At 68.6% G+C, this 20,786-nt stretch carries 18 protein-coding genes; 8 read left to right on the top strand and 10 right to left on the bottom strand.

The annotated features are described in order from the left end of the window. Positions 1-8: 8 nt before the first annotated feature. Positions 9-1,274 carry a diaminopimelate decarboxylase gene (gene lysA, locus BLW27_RS01095; RefSeq protein ID WP_089877915.1) on the top strand — a complete coding sequence of 422 codons (1,266 nt, stop codon included), beginning with the start codon at positions 9-11 and terminating at the stop codon, positions 1,272-1,274. A gap of 64 nt (positions 1,275-1,338) precedes the next feature. Then, a complete protein-coding gene (locus tag BLW27_RS01090) occupies positions 1,339-3,903 on the top strand; it encodes a DUF4175 domain-containing protein (RefSeq protein ID WP_342708028.1) in 2,565 nt (854 codons plus the stop codon). A 175-nt stretch (positions 3,904-4,078) separates the two neighbouring features. On the opposite strand, the gene arfB is transcribed toward BLW27_RS01090, so the two are convergent. The 6 genes from arfB to BLW27_RS01060 form a co-directional block, all read right to left on the bottom strand. Continuing rightward, complete coding sequence (arfB, locus tag BLW27_RS01085) at positions 4,079-4,501, bottom strand: alternative ribosome rescue aminoacyl-tRNA hydrolase ArfB (protein ID WP_089877913.1); 423 nt, start codon at positions 4,499-4,501, stop codon at positions 4,079-4,081. A gap of 294 nt (positions 4,502-4,795) precedes the next feature. After that, the gene (locus BLW27_RS01080; RefSeq protein ID WP_089877910.1) at positions 4,796-5,446 is read right to left on the bottom strand and encodes a queuosine precursor transporter; all 651 of its coding nucleotides are present in this window, start codon (positions 5,444-5,446) and stop codon (positions 4,796-4,798) included. Between the two features lie 63 nt (positions 5,447-5,509). After that, positions 5,510-6,445 carry an esterase-like activity of phytase family protein gene (locus BLW27_RS01075; RefSeq protein ID WP_177177791.1) on the bottom strand — a complete coding sequence of 312 codons (936 nt, stop codon included), beginning with the start codon at positions 6,443-6,445 and terminating at the stop codon, positions 5,510-5,512. A gap of 14 nt (positions 6,446-6,459) precedes the next feature. Then, complete coding sequence (mepA, locus tag BLW27_RS01070; RefSeq protein ID WP_089877905.1) at positions 6,460-7,362, bottom strand: penicillin-insensitive murein endopeptidase; 903 nt, start codon at positions 7,360-7,362, stop codon at positions 6,460-6,462. After that, positions 7,359-8,753, bottom strand: coding sequence for an MFS transporter (locus BLW27_RS01065; protein ID WP_089877902.1), 1,395 nt, complete (start codon positions 8,751-8,753; stop codon positions 7,359-7,361). Before BLW27_RS01065 ends, mepA begins: the two co-directional genes overlap by 4 nt. A 79-nt stretch (positions 8,754-8,832) precedes the next feature. Then, positions 8,833-9,402 carry an acyl-CoA thioesterase gene (locus tag BLW27_RS01060; protein ID WP_089877900.1) on the bottom strand — a complete coding sequence of 190 codons (570 nt, stop codon included), beginning with the start codon at positions 9,400-9,402 and terminating at the stop codon, positions 8,833-8,835. 135 nt (positions 9,403-9,537) lie between these two features. Between BLW27_RS01060 and BLW27_RS01055 the strand changes: the two genes are divergently transcribed. The 3 genes from BLW27_RS01055 to yaaA all read left to right on the top strand — a co-directional run bounded on the left by BLW27_RS01055 (position 9,538) and on the right by yaaA (position 12,816). Continuing rightward, positions 9,538-9,831, top strand: coding sequence for a YggT family protein (locus BLW27_RS01055; RefSeq protein WP_089877898.1), 294 nt, complete (start codon positions 9,538-9,540; stop codon positions 9,829-9,831). A 105-nt stretch (positions 9,832-9,936) separates the two neighbouring features. Next, on the top strand, positions 9,937-11,991 hold the full coding sequence (recQ, locus tag BLW27_RS01050) for a DNA helicase RecQ (RefSeq protein ID WP_089877895.1): 2,055 nt from the start codon (positions 9,937-9,939) through the stop codon (positions 11,989-11,991). A 57-nt stretch (positions 11,992-12,048) separates the two neighbouring features. Next, on the top strand, positions 12,049-12,816 hold the full coding sequence (gene yaaA, locus BLW27_RS01045) for a peroxide stress protein YaaA (protein WP_089877892.1): 768 nt from the start codon (positions 12,049-12,051) through the stop codon (positions 12,814-12,816). Here yaaA and BLW27_RS01040 read toward each other — a convergent pair. The 3 genes from BLW27_RS01040 to BLW27_RS21895 form a co-directional block, all read right to left on the bottom strand. After that, the gene (locus tag BLW27_RS01040; protein WP_089877889.1) at positions 12,753-15,320 is read right to left on the bottom strand and encodes a PAS-domain containing protein; all 2,568 of its coding nucleotides are present in this window, start codon (positions 15,318-15,320) and stop codon (positions 12,753-12,755) included. The two genes, yaaA and BLW27_RS01040, sit on opposite strands and share 64 nt — an antisense overlap. A 235-nt stretch (positions 15,321-15,555) precedes the next feature. Continuing rightward, complete coding sequence (locus BLW27_RS01035) at positions 15,556-16,734, bottom strand: acetyl-CoA C-acyltransferase family protein (protein WP_089877886.1); 1,179 nt, start codon at positions 16,732-16,734, stop codon at positions 15,556-15,558. Between the two features lie 135 nt (positions 16,735-16,869). Further along, entirely contained in the window at positions 16,870-16,992 is a 123-nt protein-coding gene (locus BLW27_RS21895) for a hypothetical protein (RefSeq protein ID WP_281242695.1), read from the bottom strand. A gap of 332 nt (positions 16,993-17,324) precedes the next feature. Between BLW27_RS21895 and leuC the strand changes: the two genes are divergently transcribed. After that, complete coding sequence (leuC, locus tag BLW27_RS01030; protein WP_089877882.1) at positions 17,325-18,749, top strand: 3-isopropylmalate dehydratase large subunit; 1,425 nt, start codon at positions 17,325-17,327, stop codon at positions 18,747-18,749. A 21-nt stretch (positions 18,750-18,770) separates the two neighbouring features. Here the strand turns inward: leuC and BLW27_RS01025 are convergent, their stop codons facing one another. Then, complete coding sequence (locus BLW27_RS01025) at positions 18,771-18,986, bottom strand: hypervirulence associated TUDOR domain-containing protein (protein ID WP_089877879.1); 216 nt, start codon at positions 18,984-18,986, stop codon at positions 18,771-18,773. 92 nt (positions 18,987-19,078) lie between these two features. On the opposite strand from BLW27_RS01025, the gene leuD reads away from it, so the two are divergent. Beyond that, positions 19,079-19,684 carry a 3-isopropylmalate dehydratase small subunit gene (leuD, locus tag BLW27_RS01020; protein WP_089877876.1) on the top strand — a complete coding sequence of 202 codons (606 nt, stop codon included), beginning with the start codon at positions 19,079-19,081 and terminating at the stop codon, positions 19,682-19,684. A 284-nt stretch (positions 19,685-19,968) separates the two neighbouring features. After that, positions 19,969-20,784, top strand: coding sequence for a hypothetical protein (locus BLW27_RS01015; RefSeq protein WP_089877874.1), 816 nt, complete (start codon positions 19,969-19,971; stop codon positions 20,782-20,784). The last annotated feature ends 2 nt before the right edge of the window (positions 20,785-20,786 follow it).

Genomic DNA, 20,786 nt, shown 5'->3' with positions numbered 1-20,786 from the left:
AGATATTGTTGGACCATTTCCTTTACCGCGACGGCGTGCTGCACGCCGAGGACGTCTCCGTGCCCGAGATCGCCTCTGCTGTGGGCACGCCCTTCTACGTTTATTCCACGGCCACCTTGCTGCGCCATTTCCGCCTGTTCGACGAGGCGCTGGCCTGGGGGCCGCACCTGGTGTGCTACGCGATGAAGGCAGCCTCGAACCAGGCGATCCTGCGGACCCTTGCGGCCGAGGGGGCCGGCATGGACGTGGTCTCGGGCGGCGAATACGCCCGCGCCAAGGCCGCCGGCGTTCCGGGCGACCGCATCGTCTTCTCGGGCGTGGGCAAGACCGGCGCCGAAATCCGCGCCGCGCTCGAGGGCGGCATCCGCCAGTTCAACGTCGAGTCCGAGCCCGAGATGCAGGCGATCTCGGACATCGCGGCGTCGATGAACATGACGGTGCCGATCACCATCCGCGTGAACCCGGACGTCGACGCCAAGACCCACGCCAAGATTGCCACCGGCAAGTCCGAGAACAAGTTCGGCATTCCGATCGCCCGCGCGCGGGAGGTTTATGCGCTGGCCGCCCGCCTGCCGGGCCTGCGCGTGGTCGGGATCGACGTGCATATCGGCAGCCAGCTGACTGACCTCTCGCCGTTCGAGGCCGCCTATCGCAAGGTCGCCGATCTGACCGAAACCTTGCGCGCCGACGGCCATGCGATCGACCGGCTGGACCTGGGCGGGGGCCTGGGCATCCCCTACACCCGCAGCAACGAGGCGCCGCCGCTTCCGTCCGATTACGGTGACCTGATCCGCCGCACCGTCGGACACCTGGGCTGCGAGATCGAGATTGAGCCGGGGCGCCTGATCGTCGGTAACGCGGGCATCCTCGTGTCGAAGGTGATCTACGTGAAGGAAGGCGAGGGGCGCGATTTCCTGATCCTCGACAGCGCGATGAACGACCTGATCCGCCCGGCGATGTACGACGCGTATCACGACATCGACCCGGTGCTCGAACCCGCCCCTGCGGCCGAGACACGGCCATTCGACATCGTTGGCCCGGTCTGCGAATCCGGCGACACCTTCGCGAAGGCGCGCCAGATGCCGCCCGTCGGGGCGGGCGATCTGGTGGCTTTCCGCTCGGCCGGTGCCTATGGCGCGGTTATGGCCAGCGAGTACAACACGCGGCCCCTGGTGCCCGAGGTCCTGGTGAACGGCGATCAATTCTCGGTCATAAGGGCGCGTCCTTCCTTTGACGATATCATTGCACGCGATACCATCCCCGAATGGTTGTAGGGGCGCGCCTCCGCGGCCATCCTAAAGCGCGTGCCTCCGGCACGACCCGGCCAGGAGCGATGTATTGGCGCAGAACGACACCGATCCCGCGACGATTCTAGGACAGATCCGCTGGCCCCTGCGGCTGACGCGGCTAGGCATGACCGCCGAGCGCGGAGCGCGGGCGTTCTGGCCCTTATGGTCCGTGATTATCGGCACGCTGGCCGCGCTGATGCTGGGCCTGCAGGACCTTGTCGCGGTGGAATGGGTCTGGGCGGCGGGTCTTCTGGTCGCGGTTCTGGCTCTCTGGGCGCTGGTCTACGGCGTGCGGCGGTTCCGCCTGCCGCCCGAAGAGGCCGCGCTGGCGCGGCTCGACAATTCGCTGAAGGGCCATCCGATCCAGGCGGCGCTCGACCGGCAGGCGGTTGGGGCCACGGACACGGCGTCGCTGGCGGTCTGGCGCGCGCACCAGCAGCGCATGCGCGAGCGGCTGGCCAGTGCCCGCGCGGTCGAGCCGGACCTGCGCGTCGCGCGTTCGGACCCGTTCGCGCTGCGCTACGTCGCACTGCTCGCGCTGTCGGTGGCGATCCTGTTCGGCTCTCTTATGCGGGTGCAGTCGGTTACGACGATGGGCGCCGGCGGTCCGGACCTGGCGCAGGGCCCTGCGTGGGAAGGCTGGATGGAGCCGCCGGCCTACACCGCGCTGCCGTCGGTCTACCTCAACGACATCACGGCGCCGGGGCTGGACGTGCCCGAGGGCGCGCAGATCACCCTGCGCATGTATGGCGAGGTCGGCGCGCTGAGCGTGACCGAGGACGTCTCGAACACCGGCGGCGCCAGCGAAGAGACGGCGCAGGAATTCGAGGTCGTGCGGTCCGGCGAACTGGCGATCGACGGGCAGGGCGGCCGCGTCTGGCAGGTCGCGATGATCCCCGATCAGGCGCCCGCGGTGGCGCGAGACGGCGAGATCGAGACCACCTACGAGGGCGAAAGCAGCATCCCCTTCACCGCCACCGACGATCACGGCGTGGTCGCGGGACTGGCACGCTTCACCCTGGCGCTGGACGAGGTCGACCGTCGCTACGGCCGCGAGATCGAGCCCGAGGCGCACCCCGACCTCGAGGTGCCGCTGCCGATGCCGGTGGCGGGCGACCGTTCGGACTTCTCCGAGATGCTGGTCGAGAACTACTCGCTGCACCCGTGGGCGAACCTGCCGGTGCGGCTCGAGCTGGAAGTCGAGGACGATCGCGGGCAGAGGGCCCTGTCGCAGGTCGAGGTGCTGGATCTGCCCGGCCGCAATTTCTTCGACCCGGTGGCCTCGGCCCTGGTCGAGCAGCGCCAGGCGCTGCTGTGGAACCGGCAGAACGCGCGTGACGTTGCGCAGATCATGCGCACGATCCTGCACCGCCCGGACGCCTTGTTCCGGGACGAAGCGCAGGCCGAGACGCTGCGAGGGATTCTTGCCAGCCTCGAACAGGCCGTCCCCGAAGGTTTGACGGACCAGCAGCAGGCGGACCTGGCGCAGGCGCTGTGGGATCTGGCGCTGGAGCTGGAAGAAGGTGATCTGGAAGATGCCCGCGAACGCATGGAACGCGCGCAGGAACGGCTGCAGGAAGCGATGCGCAACGGCGCCTCGGACGCCGAGATCGCCGAGCTGATGCAGGAGCTGCGCGAGGCCACCGACGATTACATGCGGCAGCTGGCCCGCGAACAGCAGCGCGAGCGCGAACAGAACGGCGACACCGCCCAGGGCGATCCGCAGAACATGATGGAGATGTCGCAGAACGACCTTCAGCGCATGATGGACCGGATCCAGGAGTTGATGAAACAGGGCCGCATGGCCGAGGCGCAGGAAGCACTGGAGCAGCTGCGCCAGATGATGGAAAACATGCAGGTCACCGAAGGCCAGGGCGGGCAGGGGCAAAGCCCCGGCGAGCAGGCCATGGAGGGGCTGTCCGAGACACTGCGTGAGCAGCAGGGCCTGTCCGACGAGGCCTTCCGTGACCTGCAGGAGCAGTTCAACCCCGGCCAGCAGGGTCAGCAAGGTCAGCAGGGCCAAGGCCAGCAGCAAGGTCAGGGGCAAGGGCAGGGCCAGCCGGGTCAGGGTCAGCAGCCCGGGCAGGGACAGGGACAGTCCGGGAATGGCCAGTCACTCGACGAAAGCCTCGCCGAGCGGCAGCGCGCGTTGCGGGACGAGCTGTCGCGCCAGCGGCGCAACCTGCCGGGACAGGGCACCGAGGAAGGCGACGAAGCCGCCGAGGCGCTTGGCAGGGCCGAAGAGGCGATGGACGGCGCCGAAAAGGCGCTCCGCGACGGCGACCTGCCGGGCGCGATCTCCGAGCAGTCCGAGGCGATGGAGGCGCTGCGCGAAGGCATGCGCAGCCTCGGTGAGGCGATGGCTCAACAACAGCAGGGCGGCGAAGGCCAACAGGGCATGGCCGAGGGCGGCAATCCGGGCGAGCGGCGCGATCCTCTTGGCCGCAACGCCGGTACGAGCGGCCAGACCGGAACGGACGAAGGCCTGCTGCAGGGCGAGGACGTCTATCGCCGCGCGCGTGAATTGCTGGACGAGATCCGCCGGCGGACCGGCGATGCAGAGCGGCCAACGGCCGAGCTGGAATATCTCGAACGGTTGCTGGAACGCTTCTGAAGCGGATGCCTGGATTTTGGCGATTGCAACGCGGAGCGCGCAAGCGCGCAGATGCCTCGCCACCCGCCTGCGGCCGGTGGCTCAGGTACCTCCGCCGCTGGCGCGGCGCTGGTCGTCCGAGGTACGGGAGTGAGGGTGCCGGTTAATTCGAACACGGCATTGTGCTGGTCGCGCGTCAGGCGTCGGGATCGACCGCACCGCGCATCGCCTTGACCTCGCCCCGCACCTTCTTGGCCTTCAGGCGGCGTTTCTTCGCCCCCAACGAGGGCTTGGTCGGAATGCGGCGCTTGGGCTTCTCAGTCGCCTTCAGGATCAGTTCGGCCAGCCGGTCGCGCGCAATCTCGCGGTTGCGGGCCTGGCTGCGTGTCTCGTCGACCTGCAGGACCAGCGCCCCCTCCTTGGTCCAGCGCCGCCCGGCCAGCCGTCGCAGCCGCGCCTTGACCGGCCCCGGCAGGTTGGGCGAGCGATCTGCCTCGAACCGAAGCTCGACCGCGGAGGAAACCTTGTTCACGTTCTGCCCGCCCGGTCCCGAGGATCGGATGAACTGTTCGGTCAGTTCCCAATCCTCGATGGCGATGGTCGGCGTGATCCTGAGCATGGCCCGACCTTAGAGCATCGGGCGGCGCGGGAAAGGGGATCCTGTCGGCGCCGGAGGACGGAACGGAAAAGGGTCGCCCTCACGGACGACCCTTCGAGAACTCGGAGGCGGGTGCCGGAGTGGCTCCTGCCAAATCGGTCATCTGATCCGTGGGTTAGCCCTGGACCGCAATCCCCCGATTTGTTCCGACACCTTTCTCCAATGCTTCTCTAGACACTGGATCACCTCCTTTCGTTGTTGAAACACAACATCAGGCTGCCACGGGCCGGCGCATTCTCAAAGCGTTATCTTGCGTCAATTGCGCGGGCACGCGGCCTGCGCCCCGCGTGCCCGCGCAACGATCAGGCGGAACGGGACCAAGGCCACGAGCGCCAGAACCAGCTTGACCATCCAGTCGGCCACCCCCAGCGACACCCAGAGCGGCACGATCGGCCCCACGCCCAGCAGCGGCAACAATTCGCCCGCCCACGAGACGTCGTTCCCCGGCTCGATCGCGCTCAGCGCCCCGGAAAACGCGATGGTGAAGAACAGCGCCGTGTCGACGGACGAGCCGACAAGAGACGACGCCAGCGGCGCGGCCCACCAGCGGCGGTCGCGCAGCCGGTCGAAAATCGACACGTCCAGCAGTTGCGCCGTGAGGAATGCGACGCCCGACCCGATGGCGACGCGCAGCGTGACCGCCGGATAGGTGTAGCCGTCGCCCTGCAGCGTGATCTGCGTGCCGATCAACGAGCACAGAACCCCGACGAGGAAACCCGCGAAGACGATCTTGCGCGCCGCCTGTGGCCCGTAAAGCCGGTTCATCAGGTCGGTGACCAGGAAGGCGAGGGGATAGGTGAACGCCCCCCAGGTCAGCCACTGGCCGAACAGGAACTGGACGAGGACGTTGGAGGCCAGCACGATGGCAGCCATGGCAAGAACGCCGGGAAGATGCGCGCGTGTCATAGGAGGACCCGTTTTTGCAAGCTTGCGGGAACTTGGCCCGACAACCTGTCGGACCTGCGCGCCTTAGCCACTGTCATCGCTCCGCGCAAGCGTGTTGGGCAGACGATATTCGACCAGCTGGGTCTTCTGCAGCAGGTTCTCGTTGTCGTCCGAGATCATGGTCAGCCGGATCGCGCCGCTTTCGTCCCGCCAGACCGAGAGCCCTTCCAGATTGTCGTGCCGCCGCAGCGGCGAGACCAGCAGGACGATCTCTTCGCCGAGCCCGTCCGGGCCGACCGAAAAGCGGCGCACGCGGCTGCGGAATCCGATGCCCATGAACGCGCGTTCCAGCACGTACAGCTGGCCGTCCGGGCCGATATCGGCGCCCACGGGCAGAAAGAAGACGCCCCGGCGCGGCACGGTCAGGTGGTCATCCCAGCCGGATTCGGTGCGGCGCCACACGGCGAAGTCGCCCATCCAGCGTTCGGACTGCTCCGGGATCGCGAAAAGGGTGCCGTCACCGTCGATGGCCAGCGCCTCGAGCCCGCGGTTGTCCGAAAATCGGGCGAAGGCGGCGGGCGTCGGGACGGCGCGGGCGGTGTCCTGCCCGGGCGGGTAGGTCCAGATGCGGTGCTCGCCCTCCAGCGAGACGTACACCGTGCCGTCCTGCGCGACTGCAAGCCCCTCGGCGTCGATCTCCCTCACCTTCGTGATCTGACCGTCCGTGTTGCGCAGTCGGTGCGCCGAGAGGTCGCGGATTTCAGTGATGCGGCCAGCCTCGCGGTGCAGCACGCCTTCGACACGGTGGCCGCGGTCGGTGATCGCCAGAAATCGCGCACCATCCTCGGATACCGTCAGGCCCGAAAAACCGCCCAGCCCGTGCTGGTCGCGTGGCCAGACGGCAGTCTGCAGGTGCTCCGCCGCGGACCGGTCCTGGGCCAGCGCGGCAAGGCCGATTCCGCCAGATGCCAGCAGCAGAACAAGAAGCGCCGGTCGCAGGCGCGCGAGGGACAGGGGCATGGTCGTCCGGCTGTTCAGTCGGCGGCAAGCACCGCCGCGCATTGGCGCGGCAGGTCGGCCATGGTCAATTCACGCTTCGGTGCGGGCGGCGGCGCGTCGGGATCGATCGGCGGCGGATTCAGGATGTTGTTCACCCAAGCCTTTGCGTCGGCGCAGCCGTCACCCGGAGGCGGCGGGGCTTGGTCCACGCAGCCCTCGGCGCCGCGCGGGCAGTTCAGGCGCACGTGGAAGTGGTAGTGATGCCCGTACCACGGGCGGATTTTGCGCAGCCAGTCGCGGTCGCCGGTCTCCTCGGCGCACATGCGGACCTTGGCGGCGGGGAAGACGAATATGCGCGCAACCCGCGGATCGCTGGCCGCCGCCTTCATGATCTCGTGGTGCTGGCGGGTCCAATTGTCGTTGGTGTAGGCGCCGTTGGCGCGCTGCAGCGAGATCGACGAGATGTTTTCCCGCTCGGCGCGCGACAGCGAAAGGTCGGTGGCGGGCAGCATCCAGATGTCCGCATCCAGCCCGATCTGGTGGCTGGCATGGCCGGTCAGCATCGGGCCGCCGCGCGGCTGGCTGATGTCGCCGATGTAAATCCCGTTCCAGCCCGGCTGGCGCGCGGCGGTGCGCGACAGGTCGCCAAGGTAGTCGATCAACTCCGGATGCCCCCAGTTGCGGTTGCGCGACAGCCGCATCGCCTGCCAGGTCGGGCCGCTCTCCGGCAATTCCTCGGCCCCGGCCAGGCAGCCCTTGGAGTAACTGCCGATGGGCGTCGCGCGCTGGTCCGACGCGGAGGGCATCGTGCCGAACATCTGCTTGGCCTCGCGCGTGGACAGCACCGGGTCCAGCGGGGCAACCGTTTCGGGCACGCGGGGGGCGGACCCGCAGGCGGCAAGAGCCAGCGCAAGGCCGAGAAAGGCGGGGCGGATCATCGAATGCGGTCTCCTGCGGGATCGGTCCACCGTAGCAGAAACAACCCCAGCGCGAAAAGCAGGATTACGGGGACAAACCCCAGCTGGTTGCTTTGGGTCCAGGCGGTCGCCAGTGTGATTAGCGCCGGCGCCAGGAACGCGGTCGCGCGTCCCGTCAGCGCGAACAGGCCGAAGCCCTCCGCCGGCTTGCCCGGGTCGATGTGGCGCACCATCAGCGACCGCGACGAGGAGTAGAGCGCGCCGCCGGTGCCGCCGATCACCGCGCCGCAGATGTAGAAGATCACGTCCGGCACCGACGATCCGGCCGCCAGCGGCAGGCCCAGCAGCGACTCGCGGCTCATGCCCACGATGACGACGCAGACGGCGATCAGCAGCCAGATGCAGGTCAGGATAACCGGCTTCGGCCCGTATCGCTGGTCAGCGATGCCGCCGACCCAGGACAGCACCGCCGCCGCGATGGCGGCGATGATCCCGAAGACGCCGATTTGGACGATTTCCCAGTCCAGCACCAGCGCGGCATAGACTCCGCCATAGGCATAAAGCGCTGTCAGCGCATCGCGGTAGAACATCGACCCCAGCAGGAAGCTGGCGAAGCTGGGCCGGTGCGCGGCACCCCGGATCGTGGTGCGCAGCTCGGCGAAGACCATCCGCAGCGTCGGCCGGGCAACGCGGGGCACAGCCGGGTCGCGGCACCACAGGACGTAGGGCACCATGAACAGCGCGAACCAGATCGCGATGAAGGGTCCGACGGCGCGCGTGCCTTCACGCGCGGACGGGTCCAGACCGAAAGCCGGCGGCAGGCCGATCAGCGTTGTGCCGCCCTCGTTCTCGGCGAAGAACAGCAGCATGATGAAGAGCGCAGCGACCCCGCCCCAGTAGCCGAACGCCACCGCCCCGCCCGAGATGCGGCCGACCTGCTCGGGCGTGCCCAGCGACGGTAGCATCGCGTTGTTGAGGTTGAACGCCGCCTCGGACGCAGTGAAGCCGACCCAGAACGCCACCAGCGCCAGGATCAACCCGGTGCCGTCGGGCTGCAGCCCCCACAGCAGCGCGGCGCAGATCACCGTGATGCCGGAGAACGCGTAGATCCACGGCAACTTGCGCCCCGAGGCGTCGGCCCAGGCGCCCAGTACCGGCGCGGACAGGGCGATGACCAGCCCCGACACCGTCTGCGCCGATGCCCACAGGCTTTGCGCCTGCGCGCGGGCATTGGTGTCTGGCACGTCGCCGGCGGCGAAATACTCGGCCGCGACCGAGGCGAAGTAGGGCGCGAAGATGAAGGTCAGGCCCAGCGTGGCATAGGGCTGCTGGGCCCAGTCGTACATCATCCAGCCCCATATGCGCCGCCGGGGTGCGATCGTCGAGATGCCGCCCTGACTCGTGTCCACCATGCCTGCCCCCGTGTGCCCGTCCCGGCCCCGGCGGGATCAAACCGCGCGGGCGGCGGGCTTGGCAAGGGGCATCGCGGATCTATTGCGCCGCAAGGCCGGTGCGGTCCTCGCCCTGGTCCTGCAACGGCGGCCAGGGGCGCATGTCCTCGGCCGCCAGCCAGGACTGAACCCAGTCGGGCAGCGGCGGGGAGGTCTCGGCCACGCCAAGCGCGGCACAGACGCGGCCGGGGGCGACGATGCCGTTCGCGTCGGTCACCGCGCTGCGGAAGACCGCGTGGCCGGTGCATTCACCGTCGGGGCGGAACATCCCCTGCTCGATATACAGGAACCGCTGGTCCCACCCGATCAGGCGCGATCGCATGCTCACCCGATCGAAGGCCCGCACCCGGCGCCGGTAGCGCACGGCCGTTCCGGCGATCGCCAGCCCCCAGCCCTCGCGTTTCATCGCCGCCACCAGCCCGGTGCGGATCGCCAGCGGGATACGCCCGAGGTCGAAGATCGTCAGCGTGCGGCCGTTGTTCAGCTCGGCCCACATGTCCAGGTCCCACGGCCAGCAGACGTGGTGCGACACGTGCGTGCCCAGCATGTCCAGCGGGCCGGCCCGGCGGGCCAGAAGTCCGTCCTTGAAAAGACGCACGAAGGGATACATCGGCAGCGCTCCGGATTTGGGTCGCCGCGTCGGTGACCCGCTGGAAACCGCGCGTCAACCAGAACATGGCGTCAGGCTTGCCCCCGACTGCGCGCGGCCTTACCTGTGGACGCAATTGAAATCGACGAGGCGCCCATGCAATCCCTGTTCCAGATCCTGATGCTGATCCTCGATATCGTGTGGTTCATCATCATCGCGCACGTCATCATGAGCTGGCTGATCAACTTCCAGGTGCTGAACCTGCGCCAGCCGCTGGTGGCGCAGATCTGGGACGGTCTCAGCCGACTGCTCGAGCCGATCTACGCGCCGATCCGGCGCATCCTGCCGCAGATGGGCGGGCTTGATCTTGCACCGCTGGTGGCACTGATCGCCGTCTACGCGCTGCGCATCATCCTGGCGAACAACGCCGGGGTCTTCTACGGCTATTGAACGCGGCTTCACAGCGCGCCTGCGGCGACGGGTGGTCAGCCTTGATCCACCCAGCCCTTGTGTGAAACAAGGGTCGCGTCGTCATATATGGTAGAAGCAGGCCCCATGCCCCGCGATGTCGCGCCCGCCGAGGTGATGCTGAAAGACGTCTTCGGCTTCGACGCCTTCCGCCCGGGCCAGGGCGAGATCGTCGAGGCCGTGGCGCAGGGCCGTAACGTGCTGGCCATCATGCCCACCGGCGGCGGCAAGTCGCTGTGCTTCCAGCTTCCCGCTCTGATGCGGCAGGGCGTGACGGTTGTCATTTCGCCGTTGATCGCGCTGATGCGCGACCAGGTCCGCGGGTTGCGCGAGGCCGGCGTTGCCGCCGGCGCGCTGACCTCTGGCAACACCGAGGAAGAGACCGACGCCGTGTTCCGCGCGCTGCAAGACGGCTCGCTCAAGCTGTTGTATCTCGCGCCGGAACGGCTGGCATCGGGCGGGGCGCAGCGGATGCTGGCGCAGGCGAACGTGTCGCTGATCGCCGTGGACGAGGCGCATTGCGTCAGCCAGTGGGGTTACGATTTCCGCCCCGACTATCTGCGCATCGGCGAATTGCGCCGCGCGCTCGACGTCCCGCTGGCGGCCTTCACCGCGACCGCCGATGCCGAGACCCAGGCCGAGATCGTCACCCGACTGTTCGGCGGCGATGCACCGCAGACCTTCCTGCGCGGCTTCGACCGGCCCAACATCCACCTGGCGTTCCAGCCCAAGGACAGCCCGCGCAAGCAGATCATGGCCTTTGCCGACGCCCGGCGCGGGCAGGCTGGCATCGTATACTGCGGCACCCGCGCCAAGACCGAAGGCATCGCCCGCGCGCTGCGCGAGGACGGGCACGAGGCGACGCATTACCACGGCGGGATGGAGGCCGATGACCGCCGCGCCGTCGAAGAGCGTTTCGCCACCGAAGACGGTCTGATCGTCTGCGCCACGATCGCCTTCGGCATGGGCGTGGACAAGCCCGACATCCGCTGGGTCGCTCACGCCGACCTCCCGAAGTCGATCGAGGCCTACTATCAGGAGATCGGCCGCGCCGGGCGCGACGGTGCTCCGGCCGAAACGATGACGCTTTACGGCCCCGAGGACATCCGCCTGCGCCGGTCGCAGATCGACGAGGGGCTGGCTCCGCCGGAACGCCGTGCCGCCGATCACGGCCGGCTGAACGCGCTGCTGGGCCTGGCCGAGGCGCTGGGCTGCCGCCGGCAGGTGCTGCTCGCCTATTTCGGCGAGGCGGCCGAGCCCTGTGGCCATTGCGACCTGTGCGACACCCCGCCAAAGACATTCGACGGGACTGAGGCAGTGCGCATGGCACTGTCCGCCGCGCTGCGCACCGGCGAGAATTTCGGCGCGGGGCACTTGATCGACATCCTGCTGGGCAACGAGACCGACAAGGTCAGCCAGCGCGGCCACGACAAGCTGCCCACCTTCGGCGTCGGCAAGTCGCTCAAGCGCGGCCAATGGCAGGCCGTGTTCCGCCAGATGATGGGCCGTGACCTGATCCGGCCCGACGGCGAACGCCACGGAGCGCTGGTGATGACTGACGCCGCTCTGCCGATCCTGCGCGGCGAGCAGACCATCGCCCTGCGCCACGACCTGGTCGACCGCGCGACCGACCGCCGCCCCGCCGTCCGGGCCATGGTCTCGGACGAGGACGCGCCGCTGCTGTCGGCACTGAAGGCCAAGCGCCGTGCCTTGGCCGAGGCCGCGCGCGTGCCCGCCTACGTGATCTTCCCCGACCGCACCCTGATCGAGATCGCCGAGCGCAAGCCGGACAGCCTGGACGCGCTGGCGCGGATCAACGGCGTCGGCGCGAAGAAACTCGAGCGCTACGGCGCCGAGTTCCTGTCCGTCGTCACCGGCGCGCACGAGCAGCCGCACCCGGCGCGACGAAAGCTGGCCGCCAAGGGCGCCGGCGGGATCTACGACGCGCTGATGGAGGCGCAGGCGGGCTATGTTCGCGGCGCCGACGGCACGGAAAAGCCGCTAAGCTGTTCGGCCGGACAGCTGGCCAAGCTGGCCGAGATGCGACCCACCGACGAGGCTGGTCTCGCGCGCGTTCTGGACGAGCGCCGCGTCGACCGCTTCGGGCAGGCGTTTCTGGACGTTCTGCGTGTGGCGGACTAGATCGCGGCCGAAGTCTTCATGGGGCCGGCGGGACGGCCCGCAAGCAGGGGAACAGCGATGCTCGTGGTGATTTCGCCGGCCAAGCGGCTGGACTGGGCCGCGCGGTCGGTCGAGACGACGGAACCCGCCTTCGCCGAGGATGCCGCCCGGCTGGTCAAGACCGCGCGCAACCTCAGCCTGGGGGATCTGAAGGGCCTGATGGGCCTGTCCGACGACTTGGCGAAGCTGAACCGCGACCGGTTCCACGCCTACGACCCGGCGCCGTCGCCCGACGTCACCAGACCGGCCGCGCTGGCCTTTGCCGGCGATACCTACCAAGGACTCGAGGCCACGTCGCTGAAAGCGGACGAACTGGCTTGGGCGCAGGACCACCTGCGCATCCTGTCGGGTCTCTATGGGCTGCTGCGCCCGCTCGACGCGATCCAGCCCTACCGGTTGGAAATGGGCTCGCGCCTGAAGACCCGGCGGGGCGGAAACCTGTACGACTACTGGCGCAACGCTCTGGCCAAGGCGCTGAATGCGCAGGCCGAGACGGTCGGAACCGACGTGCTGGTGAACTGCGCCAGCCAGGAGTATTTCGGCGCGGTCCCCGAGAAGGCGCTGTCGCTGCGGGTGATCACGCCACGCTTCATGGAAGACAAGGGCGGCACGCCGAAGATCGTCAGCTTCCACGCCAAGAAGGCGCGTGGCGCGATGGCCCGGTTCATCGTGCAGAACCGCCTGACCGACCCCGACAGCCTGCACGACTTCGACCTGGGCGGCTATGCCTGGAGCGCCGAGATGTCGTCGCCGGACGCGCCGGTCTTCGTCCGGCCGGCTGTCTGAACCGCACCCGGCCCGGCCCAAAGCCTCAGCATTTCGGCCAGTTGTGCCTTGCGCAGCGGCTTGGTCAGGTAGTCCGACAACCCGGCCTGCAGGATCGCGTCGCGATCTCCGGCCATGGCGTGCGCGGTCACCGCGATGATCGGAACCGAATCGGCGCCGGCTTCGGCCTCTATGCGCCGGATTTCGGCGGTGGCCTGCTTGCCGTCCATCTGCGGCATCGAGATGTCCATGAAGATCAGGTCGGGCCGCCAGGTGCGGAACGCCTCGACAGCCTCAAGTCCGTTGTCGGCAAAGCGCAGGTCCAGCGGGAAGCCGGCGACCATCTTGGCGAGGACCAGTTGGTTGGTCTTGTTGTCCTCGGCCACGAGGACGTCGAAGCGGGGGCGGGTGTCTTTCCCGTGCGCGGTGGCATCGCGCGGTGCGGGCGGCGAAGGCAGGTTGCGCCCGATGCTCTCTACCGCCGCGGCAAGTGCCGGGCGCGACACCGGCTGGCGCAGCACGGCGTGTGCACCGCAATCGGCGGGCGAGACGTCGGCCCGGCCGGAGAGCAGGATGGCGGGCAGGGGGTGGCCCGACGCGGCCATCGCGGCGATCAGGCCGGCGCCGGTCATGTCCTCCAGCGCGTCCGCGATCACGGCGAAGCCTTCCGCTGGCGTTCGCAGCGCCAGCGCCTCGGCCCCGGTTGCGCAGAACGTGACGCTGGTCCCCAGCGATTCCAGTTGCTTTTGCAGGATGGCCCGCGCCTCGCCGTCGGTTGCGACGACCAGCGCCCGGCCCACCCCTGCCGGCAGGGCGGGCGGCGCCACGGTCGCGGTGGGCTCGACCCCCGTCAGCGGCAGGCCGAGGCCGAAGCAGCTGCCGCGCGCGACTTCGGACTCAACCCAGATCTCGCCGTTCATCATTTCGACCAAGCGCCGGGTGATGGCGAGTCCAAGGCCGGTGCCCTCGAACTGGCGGTTGCGATCGGTCTCGACCTGATTGAACTCGCCGAAGACGTGCTCGATCTTCTCGGCGGCGATGCCGATGCCCGTATCCTCGACCGTCAGGTGGACGGCTGTCCCGCCCGCACCGTCCGGAACGCCCACCACGCGCACCAGCACGCGGCCCTCGTGGGTGAACTTGATCGCGTTGCCCACTAGGTTCGTCAGGATCTGGCGCACGCGACCGGGATCGCCGTGGAAGCGCGCCGGCAGGAACATGTCGTAATCGACCAGCAGCGTCAGCCCCTTCGCGTAGGCGGCCGGCTGCAAAAGCTGCATCACGTCGTGAACCGTGCGTTCAAGGTCGAACGGCTCGGGGTTGAGGTCGAGGCGGTCGGCCTCGATCTTGGAATAGTCGAGGATGTCGTTGATGATCGTCAGCAGCGCCTCGCCCGAGCTGCGGATCGTGTCGACGAAGGTGCGCTGGTCGTCGTCCAGCGGGGTGTCCAGCAGTAGATCGGCCATGCCGACGACGCCGTTCATCGGCGTACGGATCTCGTGGCTCATGTTGGCGAGGAAGGCCGATTTCGCGCGGTTGGCCGCCTCGGCGCGCAGCATGGCCTCTTCCAGCCGGGCCTGGTCGTGCTTGATCCGGGTGATGTCAACCCGCAGCCCGACCCGGCCGCCCTCGCGGGTGGCGCGTTCGTAGACGCGGATCCAGCGATCGTCGTCGAGGCGATGCTCGACCGTCTTTAGGTCGTGGCGGTGGGTGTTCAGCCGTTCTTCGAGCCACTCTTCCTCGCGGCCGACGGCATCGGCGAATTGCCCGCGCTCCAGCCCGTAGAGCAGGATCTCCTCGAACGTGGCACCGCGCTGCATGGCGGGCGCAGAGACGGGATAGAGCTCGCGGAAGCGACTGTTGCACATCACGAGCCGGTCGTCGGCGTCGAACATGACGAAGCCGTCGGGCAGTTCCTCGACCGCGGACCACATGCGCATCAGGGCGGTGATGTCGACGCCCAGCGTGACGATCCCGCCCTCGGGGCGGCGGCGGTCGCTGATCTTGATGAAGCGGCCGTTCCACAGGCGCAGCGTGACCTCGGGTATGGGATCGAGGGTCCAGCGGGCGCGCATCCGGGCGCGCCAGGCGTCGACGGGTTCGTCGCCGGGGTCGACGATGCCCTCTTCGAGCAGGACGTCGATGACGTGGTCGTAGGTCGCGCCGGGTTTGATGCTTTCGACGCCGTCGAAGAGGGCGAGGTAGCTTGGGTTCGCCAGTTCCATCCGGCCGTCCTGGTCGAACATGGCGAAACCGTCGCGGATCGCGCTCAGCGCCTGCCAGAGCCGGCTTTCGACGACCTCGATCTTCTCGGTTGCCTCGCCCAGCTGGGAGACCGCGCGCTCGCGCTCGGAGCGGACCTCAACCACCTCGGCGCGGGTGTCGGTCACCTGGCGCGACAGGTTGCGGGCGTGGAGGTCCAGTTCGCGGTTGGCGGCGTGAAGCTGCGCCTGCTTCTGCTCGAGCAGGCGTTCCGCGGCGAGCCGCGCGCGCCGTTCCTCGGCGAGCAATCTGGCGTACTCCATCGGCCGCTTCCCTCGCGTTCGCGACAGATTGGCAGGGCCGGATGAATGGCGCCTTAAAGGACGAATTGAAGATGTCCCACGGTGGGACAGGGCTTCGCCCTAAGGAAATCAATGGGTTGCAGAGGCGGATTCACGATCCGTTAGGAATTCGGCGTGTTCGGGCAGGGTCGGGACGACGGGTGACGCTCGCGGCTGCGCCGCATCGCCCCACCCGCCGTCCCTTGAAGGGCAGTGCTCAGATCCGTTCGATCGCGAGGGCGATGCCCTGGCCGCCGCCGATGCACATGGTGATCAGCGCCTTCGAGCCGCCGATGCGCTCGAGTTCGTAGAGCGCCTTGACGGTGATGATCGCGCCGGTGGCCCCCACCGGGTGGCCCAGCGCGATCGCGCCGCCGTTCGGGTTCACGCGCGCGGGGTCGAGGCCGAGGCCCCTGTTCACCGCGATCGCCTGCGCGGCGAAGGCCTCGTTGCTCTCGATCACGTCGAAATCGGCGACCGACAGCCCGGTGCGGGCCAGAAGGGCCTGGACCGCCGGGATCGGGCCGATGCCCATGACCTCGGGGCGAACGCCCGCATGGGCATAGCCGAGGATGCGGGCGCGGGGCGCCAGGCCTGCCTTGTCGGCCGCGCCCGCCCGCGCCAGCACCAGCGCCGCGGCGCCGTCGTTGATGCCGCTGGCATTGCCGGCGGTGACGCCGCCGTCCTTCTTGAAGGCGGGCTTCAGGCCGGCCAGCGCCTCGGCGGTGGTGGCCTTGGGGTGCTCGTCGCTGGCGAACTCGACCATGTCGCGCTTCACCTTGACCTGCACCGGGACGATCTGATCCTTGAAGCGCCCTTCCTCGATCGCGCGGGCGGCGCGCTGCTGGCTTTCCAGCGCGAAGGCGTCCTGGTCTTCGCGGGTGATCTCGTGCTCGGCCGAGACGTTCTCGGCGGTCACGCCCATGTGGCCGCTGCCGAAGGGGCAGTTCAGCGTGCCCAGCATCATGTCCAGCACGCGCACGTCGCCCATCTTGGCGCCTAATCGCTGGTCCGGGACGATGAAGGGCGAGCGGCTCATGTTCTCGGCGCCGCCGACGAGCGCGAAGTCGGCATCGCCCAGCATCAGCGCCTGCGCGCCCGAGATGATCGCCTGCGCGCCCGAGCCGCAGAGCCGGTTGACGTTCATCGCCGGCACGCTGTCGGGCACGCCGGCCTGCATCGCGGCGACGCGGGACAGGTACATGTCCCGCGGCTCGGTGTTGATGACGTTGCCGAAGACCACGTGACCGATCTGCGCGCCCTCGACGCCGGCGCGGTCCAGCGCGGCCTTCGCGGCGGCGGTGCCGAGGTCGGTCGGCGGGGTGCCGGCGAGGCTGCCGCCGAAGGTGCCGATGGCGGTGCGCGCGCCGCCGAGGATGACGATGTCGTCGGTCATGGATGCCTCCCGTACGTGGGCCCGGGGCCGGGCCGGTTGCGCGGGACTATGTGGGCGCCGGGGCTGCTTGTCAGCCCGCGACGTGCCGTCACGGGTGGCAGCGCGGCGCGCGTCGCGGCCCGACGGCCGGCCGGGTCAGGGCGCGGAGATCATCAGCGCGACCGGGCTTGCTGTGTCGTTCTGGGCCTCGACCGCCACGGCGGCGACCAGAAGGACCGCGATCAGCGCGGCGTTGAGCCTGTTGAGTGGGCTGTTCATCGACTTTCCCCTGTCCTGCGCGCGGACGTCATGCTGTCTACGCCGCAGCGCGGCGTCCGGATCATCGTTCAACGCGCCCGCGGGCGAAACGGTGCCGTCCTGCGGCTTTGCGCCGCGCCTTGCGGGCCGGGGGCAAAGCCTGTATGAGCGCGGCATGGTTTCGTTCATCGACAGATCCGATCGCGCCCGCCTGCGCGAACGCTTCCACGGGGCGATGCACTCGGTTCTGGCGCGGCTATGAGGCGCGCCCGGCGCGCGGCCGGGTGCTGCATGCGTTAGTCCGGTTCGCCCGAGACCGACAGATCAACCGACAGTTTCCGTGGAGACGACCGATGTCCGCCAAGACGCTTTACGACAAGATCTGGGATGCCCACGTGGTCCAGCAGGACGACGACGGCACCGTCCTTCTGTATATCGACCGCCACCTCGTGCACGAGGTCACAAGCCCGCAGGCCTTCGAGGGGCTGAGGCTGGCGGGGCGCCGCGTGCACGCGCCCGACAAGACGATCGCGGTGCCGGATCACAATGTGCCCACGACCGCCGACCGCCTGAAGGGCGGCATGAACGAGGAAAGCCGCATCCAGGTTGAGGCGCTGGACCGCAACGCCAAGGAGTTCGACCTGGTCTATTACCCGGTGTCGGACGTGCGGCAGGGCATCGTGCACATCATCGGCCCCGAGCAGGGTTGGACGCTGCCGGGCATGACCATCGTCTGCGGCGACAGCCATACCGCGACGCACGGCGCCTTCGGCGCGCTGGCGCACGGCATCGGCACCTCCGAGGTCGAGCACGTGCTGGCGACGCAGACGCTGATCAGCTCGAAGTCGAAGAACATGAAGGTCGAGATCACCGGGCAGCTTGCGCCCGGCGTGACGGCCAAGGACATCGTGCTGAACATCATCGCGCGCACCGGCACGGCGGGCGGCACCGGCCACGTCATCGAGTATTGCGGCGAGGCGATCCGCAGCCTGTCGATGGAAGGCCGGATGACGATCTGCAACATGGCGATCGAGGGCGGCGCGCGCGCGGGTCTGATCGCGCCGGACGAGACGACGTACGAATACGTGAAGGGCCGCCCGCACGCACCGAAAGGGGCTCAGTGGGAGGCCGCGCTGGCCTGGTGGAAGACGCTGTTCTCGGACGAGGACGCGCATTGGGACAAGGTCGTGACCATCCGCGGCGAGGATATCGCCCCCACCGTGACCTGGGGCACCTCGCCCGAGGATGCGCTGCCGGTCACGGCGTCCGTGCCCTCGCCCGACGATTTCCAGGGCGGCAAGGTCGACGCGGCGAAGCGAGCGCTGGACTACATGGCGCTGACGCCGGGCACGAAGCTGCAGGACATCGCCATCGATACGGTGTTCATCGGGTCCTGCACCAACGGCCGGATCGAGGATCTGCGCGCCGCGGCCGCCGTGCTGAAGGGTCGCAAGATCAAGGAAGGCATGCGGGCGATGGTGGTGCCGGGCTCCGGCCTCGTCCGCGCGCAGGCCGAGGAAGAGGGCCTGGCCGAGATCTTCCAGAAGGCCGGCTTTGAATGGCGGCTGGCGGGCTGCTCGATGTGCCTTGCGATGAACCCCGACCAGTTGGCGCCGGGCGAGCGCTGTGCCGCGACGTCGAACCGCAACTTCGAGGGCCGTCAGGGCCGCGGCGGGCGCACCCACCTGATGAGCCCGGCGATGGCGGCGGCGGCGGCGGTCACCGGCCGGATCACCGACGTGCGCGAGCTGATGCAGCCCGTGCCGGAGCCGGCCTGAGCGATGCGGCGCCGGGGGCGGTCAGGACGGGCGGCGAAGTTCGCTTTCGGACTTGAGCACCTCGGCGCCGTCGCATTGCTCGATGCGGTAGGCGGGGTTGTCCTCGTCGGCGTCGCGCGTGACCTCGCTGCCCTTGATCGTGAGCGTGACGGGGTCGGTGTAGCGCGTCACGACCTGACCGCTGGCGGTGCCCTGGCCCCAGTTCCATTCGACGCGGGTTCCCTTGCGATACGGCAAACCTGACCTCCTGTGCAGCTTCGGGAAATCAACGGATCCGACTGCAACCAGTTCCAGCGCCGGCACGGCCGGCCCATCCGAGGATAGAGACGATGGACAAGTTCGAGACGCTCACCGGGATCGCGGCGCCCATGCCGCTGGTCAACATCGACACCGACATGATCATCCCCAAGCAGTTCCTGAAGACGATCAAGCGCACCGGGCTGGGCAAGCACGCCTTCGCCGACATGCGCTATGACGATGCGGGCAACGAGGTGCCCGACTTCGTGCTGAACCAGCCGCAATACCGCGAGGCGCAGATCCTGGTCGCGGGCGACAATTTCGGCTGCGGGTCCTCGCGCGAGCATGCGCCCTGGGCGCTCAAGGATTTCGGCATCCGCGCGATCGTCTCGACCAGCTATGCCGACATCTTCTACAACAACTGCTTCAAGAACGGCCTGCTGCCCATCGTGCTGCCGCGCGAGGCGGTCGACGTGCTGATGAAGGACGCCGAGAAGGGCGCGAACGCGCGGATGACAGTCGATCTCGAGGCGCAGACGGTCACCAGCTCGGACGGCGAGACGTTCCATTTCGACATCGACCCGTTCCGCAAGCACTGCCTGCTCAACGGGCTGGACGACATCGCGCTGAGCCTCGAGAAGGCGCCGGCCATCGAGTCGTTCGAAGCGAAGGCGGCGCAATCGCGCCCTTGGGTGTGACGCCAGGTCACCTCAAATAGCCTTCGGAGTGGGCGTTACACGTCTGGGTTGCGCCTGCTCCGACGACGTCTCGCTTGCGTGGAAGGTTAATGCCTTTCTGATGCAAGCCCGCACCATTGCTGCGTTTTTTGCTTGTCCGGTCGGGTCTGTGCCTGCGCGCGCATTGCCACCAAGGCGGCATCCCGGCCAAAATGGGGCAAGAATGTGGCAGCCGCCCGATTTTCGGGCGTGCGTCCGGGACGGGGCACGACGATGCATCGCGTTCGGCCGGACAGGATGGGCAAATGCATGTGATCGGGCAAGGGTTCCGGGCCTTCTTTCGCGCGCTTCTCGTGGCTTCGCTGATCGCGACGCCGGGCCTTCTGCTGCCGCGCGGCGACGCCGAGATGACGCAGATGGTCGCGCTGCTGGGGCTGATCGCGGGGGCGCTGGTCTTCGTCGAATACCGTTCGTCCTACCCGTCGTTCATCGAGTTCCGCAACGCGGCGCCTTACAACCGGCTGCGCTTCGCCATGGCGTTCGCGATCGTGCTGGCGGTGACGCTGGCCTGTCGCGGCACGCCGGGCGGCGCGGTTCCCGGCGCGTGGCTGGGCGACGCGCTGGATTTCCCGTTCTCGCCGGTGCGGCTGATGGTGCTGGTGATCTCCGATACGGTACCGGCGGCCGACCACGCCGCGCTGCGCGCCGCCGCGGGGCTCGCCTACGGCCTGTCGCTGGCTGCGCTGGTGATCTTCGCGGTGGTGTTGCGCCTGGCCCGGTGGCCGCTGGCGCACGGGCCGTTCAACGTCTGGGTCAACCTGCCGATGGTCGACCCGACCGCCGGCGGCGACATCCTGCGGCGGTTCGAGCGGGACGCGCACGTTAACGTGGCCTTAGGATTCCTGCTGCCATTCCTGATCCCGGCCGCGCTGCAGCTTGTGCCTTCCGGCCCGTCGCTGCTGAGGCTGGCCGATCCGCAGACCGCCATCTGGGTCATTTCGCTATGGGGTATCCTTCCGGCCGCCTTGATCATGCGCGGGGTCGCGCTGATGCGCATCGCCGATCTGATCGCCGCAAAGCGCCGCCGCGCCTACCGGCAGGCCGAACTGCACGCCGCCTGATC

This window comes from Citreimonas salinaria, assembly GCF_900107235.1.
GTDB classification, from domain to species: domain Bacteria; phylum Pseudomonadota; class Alphaproteobacteria; order Rhodobacterales; family Rhodobacteraceae; genus Citreimonas; species Citreimonas salinaria.
The sequence above is the reverse complement of the archived record's forward strand: the minus strand, read 5'-3'. Positions and strand labels throughout refer to the sequence as shown.

What these genes read in the sequence shown, in the direction of transcription:
- BLW27_RS01065 (WP_089877902.1), bottom strand. Translation starts at nt 8,753, where the DNA reads ATGGTGGACACGAGTCAGGGCGGCATCTCGACGATCGCACCCCGGCGG.
- BLW27_RS01035 (WP_089877886.1), bottom strand. Translation starts at nt 16,734, where the DNA reads ATGACCGACGACATCGTCATCCTCGGCGGCGCGCGCACCGCCATCGGC.
- BLW27_RS01040 (WP_089877889.1), bottom strand. Translation starts at nt 15,320, where the DNA reads ATGGAGTACGCCAGATTGCTCGCCGAGGAACGGCGCGCGCGGCTCGCC.
- leuD (WP_089877876.1), top strand. Translation starts at nt 19,079, where the DNA reads ATGGACAAGTTCGAGACGCTCACCGGGATCGCGGCGCCCATGCCGCTG.
- BLW27_RS01075 (WP_177177791.1), bottom strand. Translation starts at nt 6,445, where the DNA reads ATGCCCCTGTCCCTCGCGCGCCTGCGACCGGCGCTTCTTGTTCTGCTG.
- recQ (WP_089877895.1), top strand. Translation starts at nt 9,937, where the DNA reads ATGCCCCGCGATGTCGCGCCCGCCGAGGTGATGCTGAAAGACGTCTTC.
- BLW27_RS01060 (WP_089877900.1), bottom strand. Translation starts at nt 9,402, where the DNA reads ATGTATCCCTTCGTGCGTCTTTTCAAGGACGGACTTCTGGCCCGCCGG.
- BLW27_RS01055 (WP_089877898.1), top strand. Translation starts at nt 9,538, where the DNA reads ATGCAATCCCTGTTCCAGATCCTGATGCTGATCCTCGATATCGTGTGG.
- BLW27_RS21895 (WP_281242695.1), bottom strand. Translation starts at nt 16,992, where the DNA reads ATGAACAGCCCACTCAACAGGCTCAACGCCGCGCTGATCGCGGTCCTT.
- yaaA (WP_089877892.1), top strand. Translation starts at nt 12,049, where the DNA reads ATGCTCGTGGTGATTTCGCCGGCCAAGCGGCTGGACTGGGCCGCGCGG.
- arfB (WP_089877913.1), bottom strand. Translation starts at nt 4,501, where the DNA reads ATGCTCAGGATCACGCCGACCATCGCCATCGAGGATTGGGAACTGACC.
- BLW27_RS01015 (WP_089877874.1), top strand. Translation starts at nt 19,969, where the DNA reads ATGCATGTGATCGGGCAAGGGTTCCGGGCCTTCTTTCGCGCGCTTCTC.
- leuC (WP_089877882.1), top strand. Translation starts at nt 17,325, where the DNA reads ATGTCCGCCAAGACGCTTTACGACAAGATCTGGGATGCCCACGTGGTC.
- BLW27_RS01080 (WP_089877910.1), bottom strand. Translation starts at nt 5,446, where the DNA reads ATGACACGCGCGCATCTTCCCGGCGTTCTTGCCATGGCTGCCATCGTG.
- mepA (WP_089877905.1), bottom strand. Translation starts at nt 7,362, where the DNA reads ATGATCCGCCCCGCCTTTCTCGGCCTTGCGCTGGCTCTTGCCGCCTGC.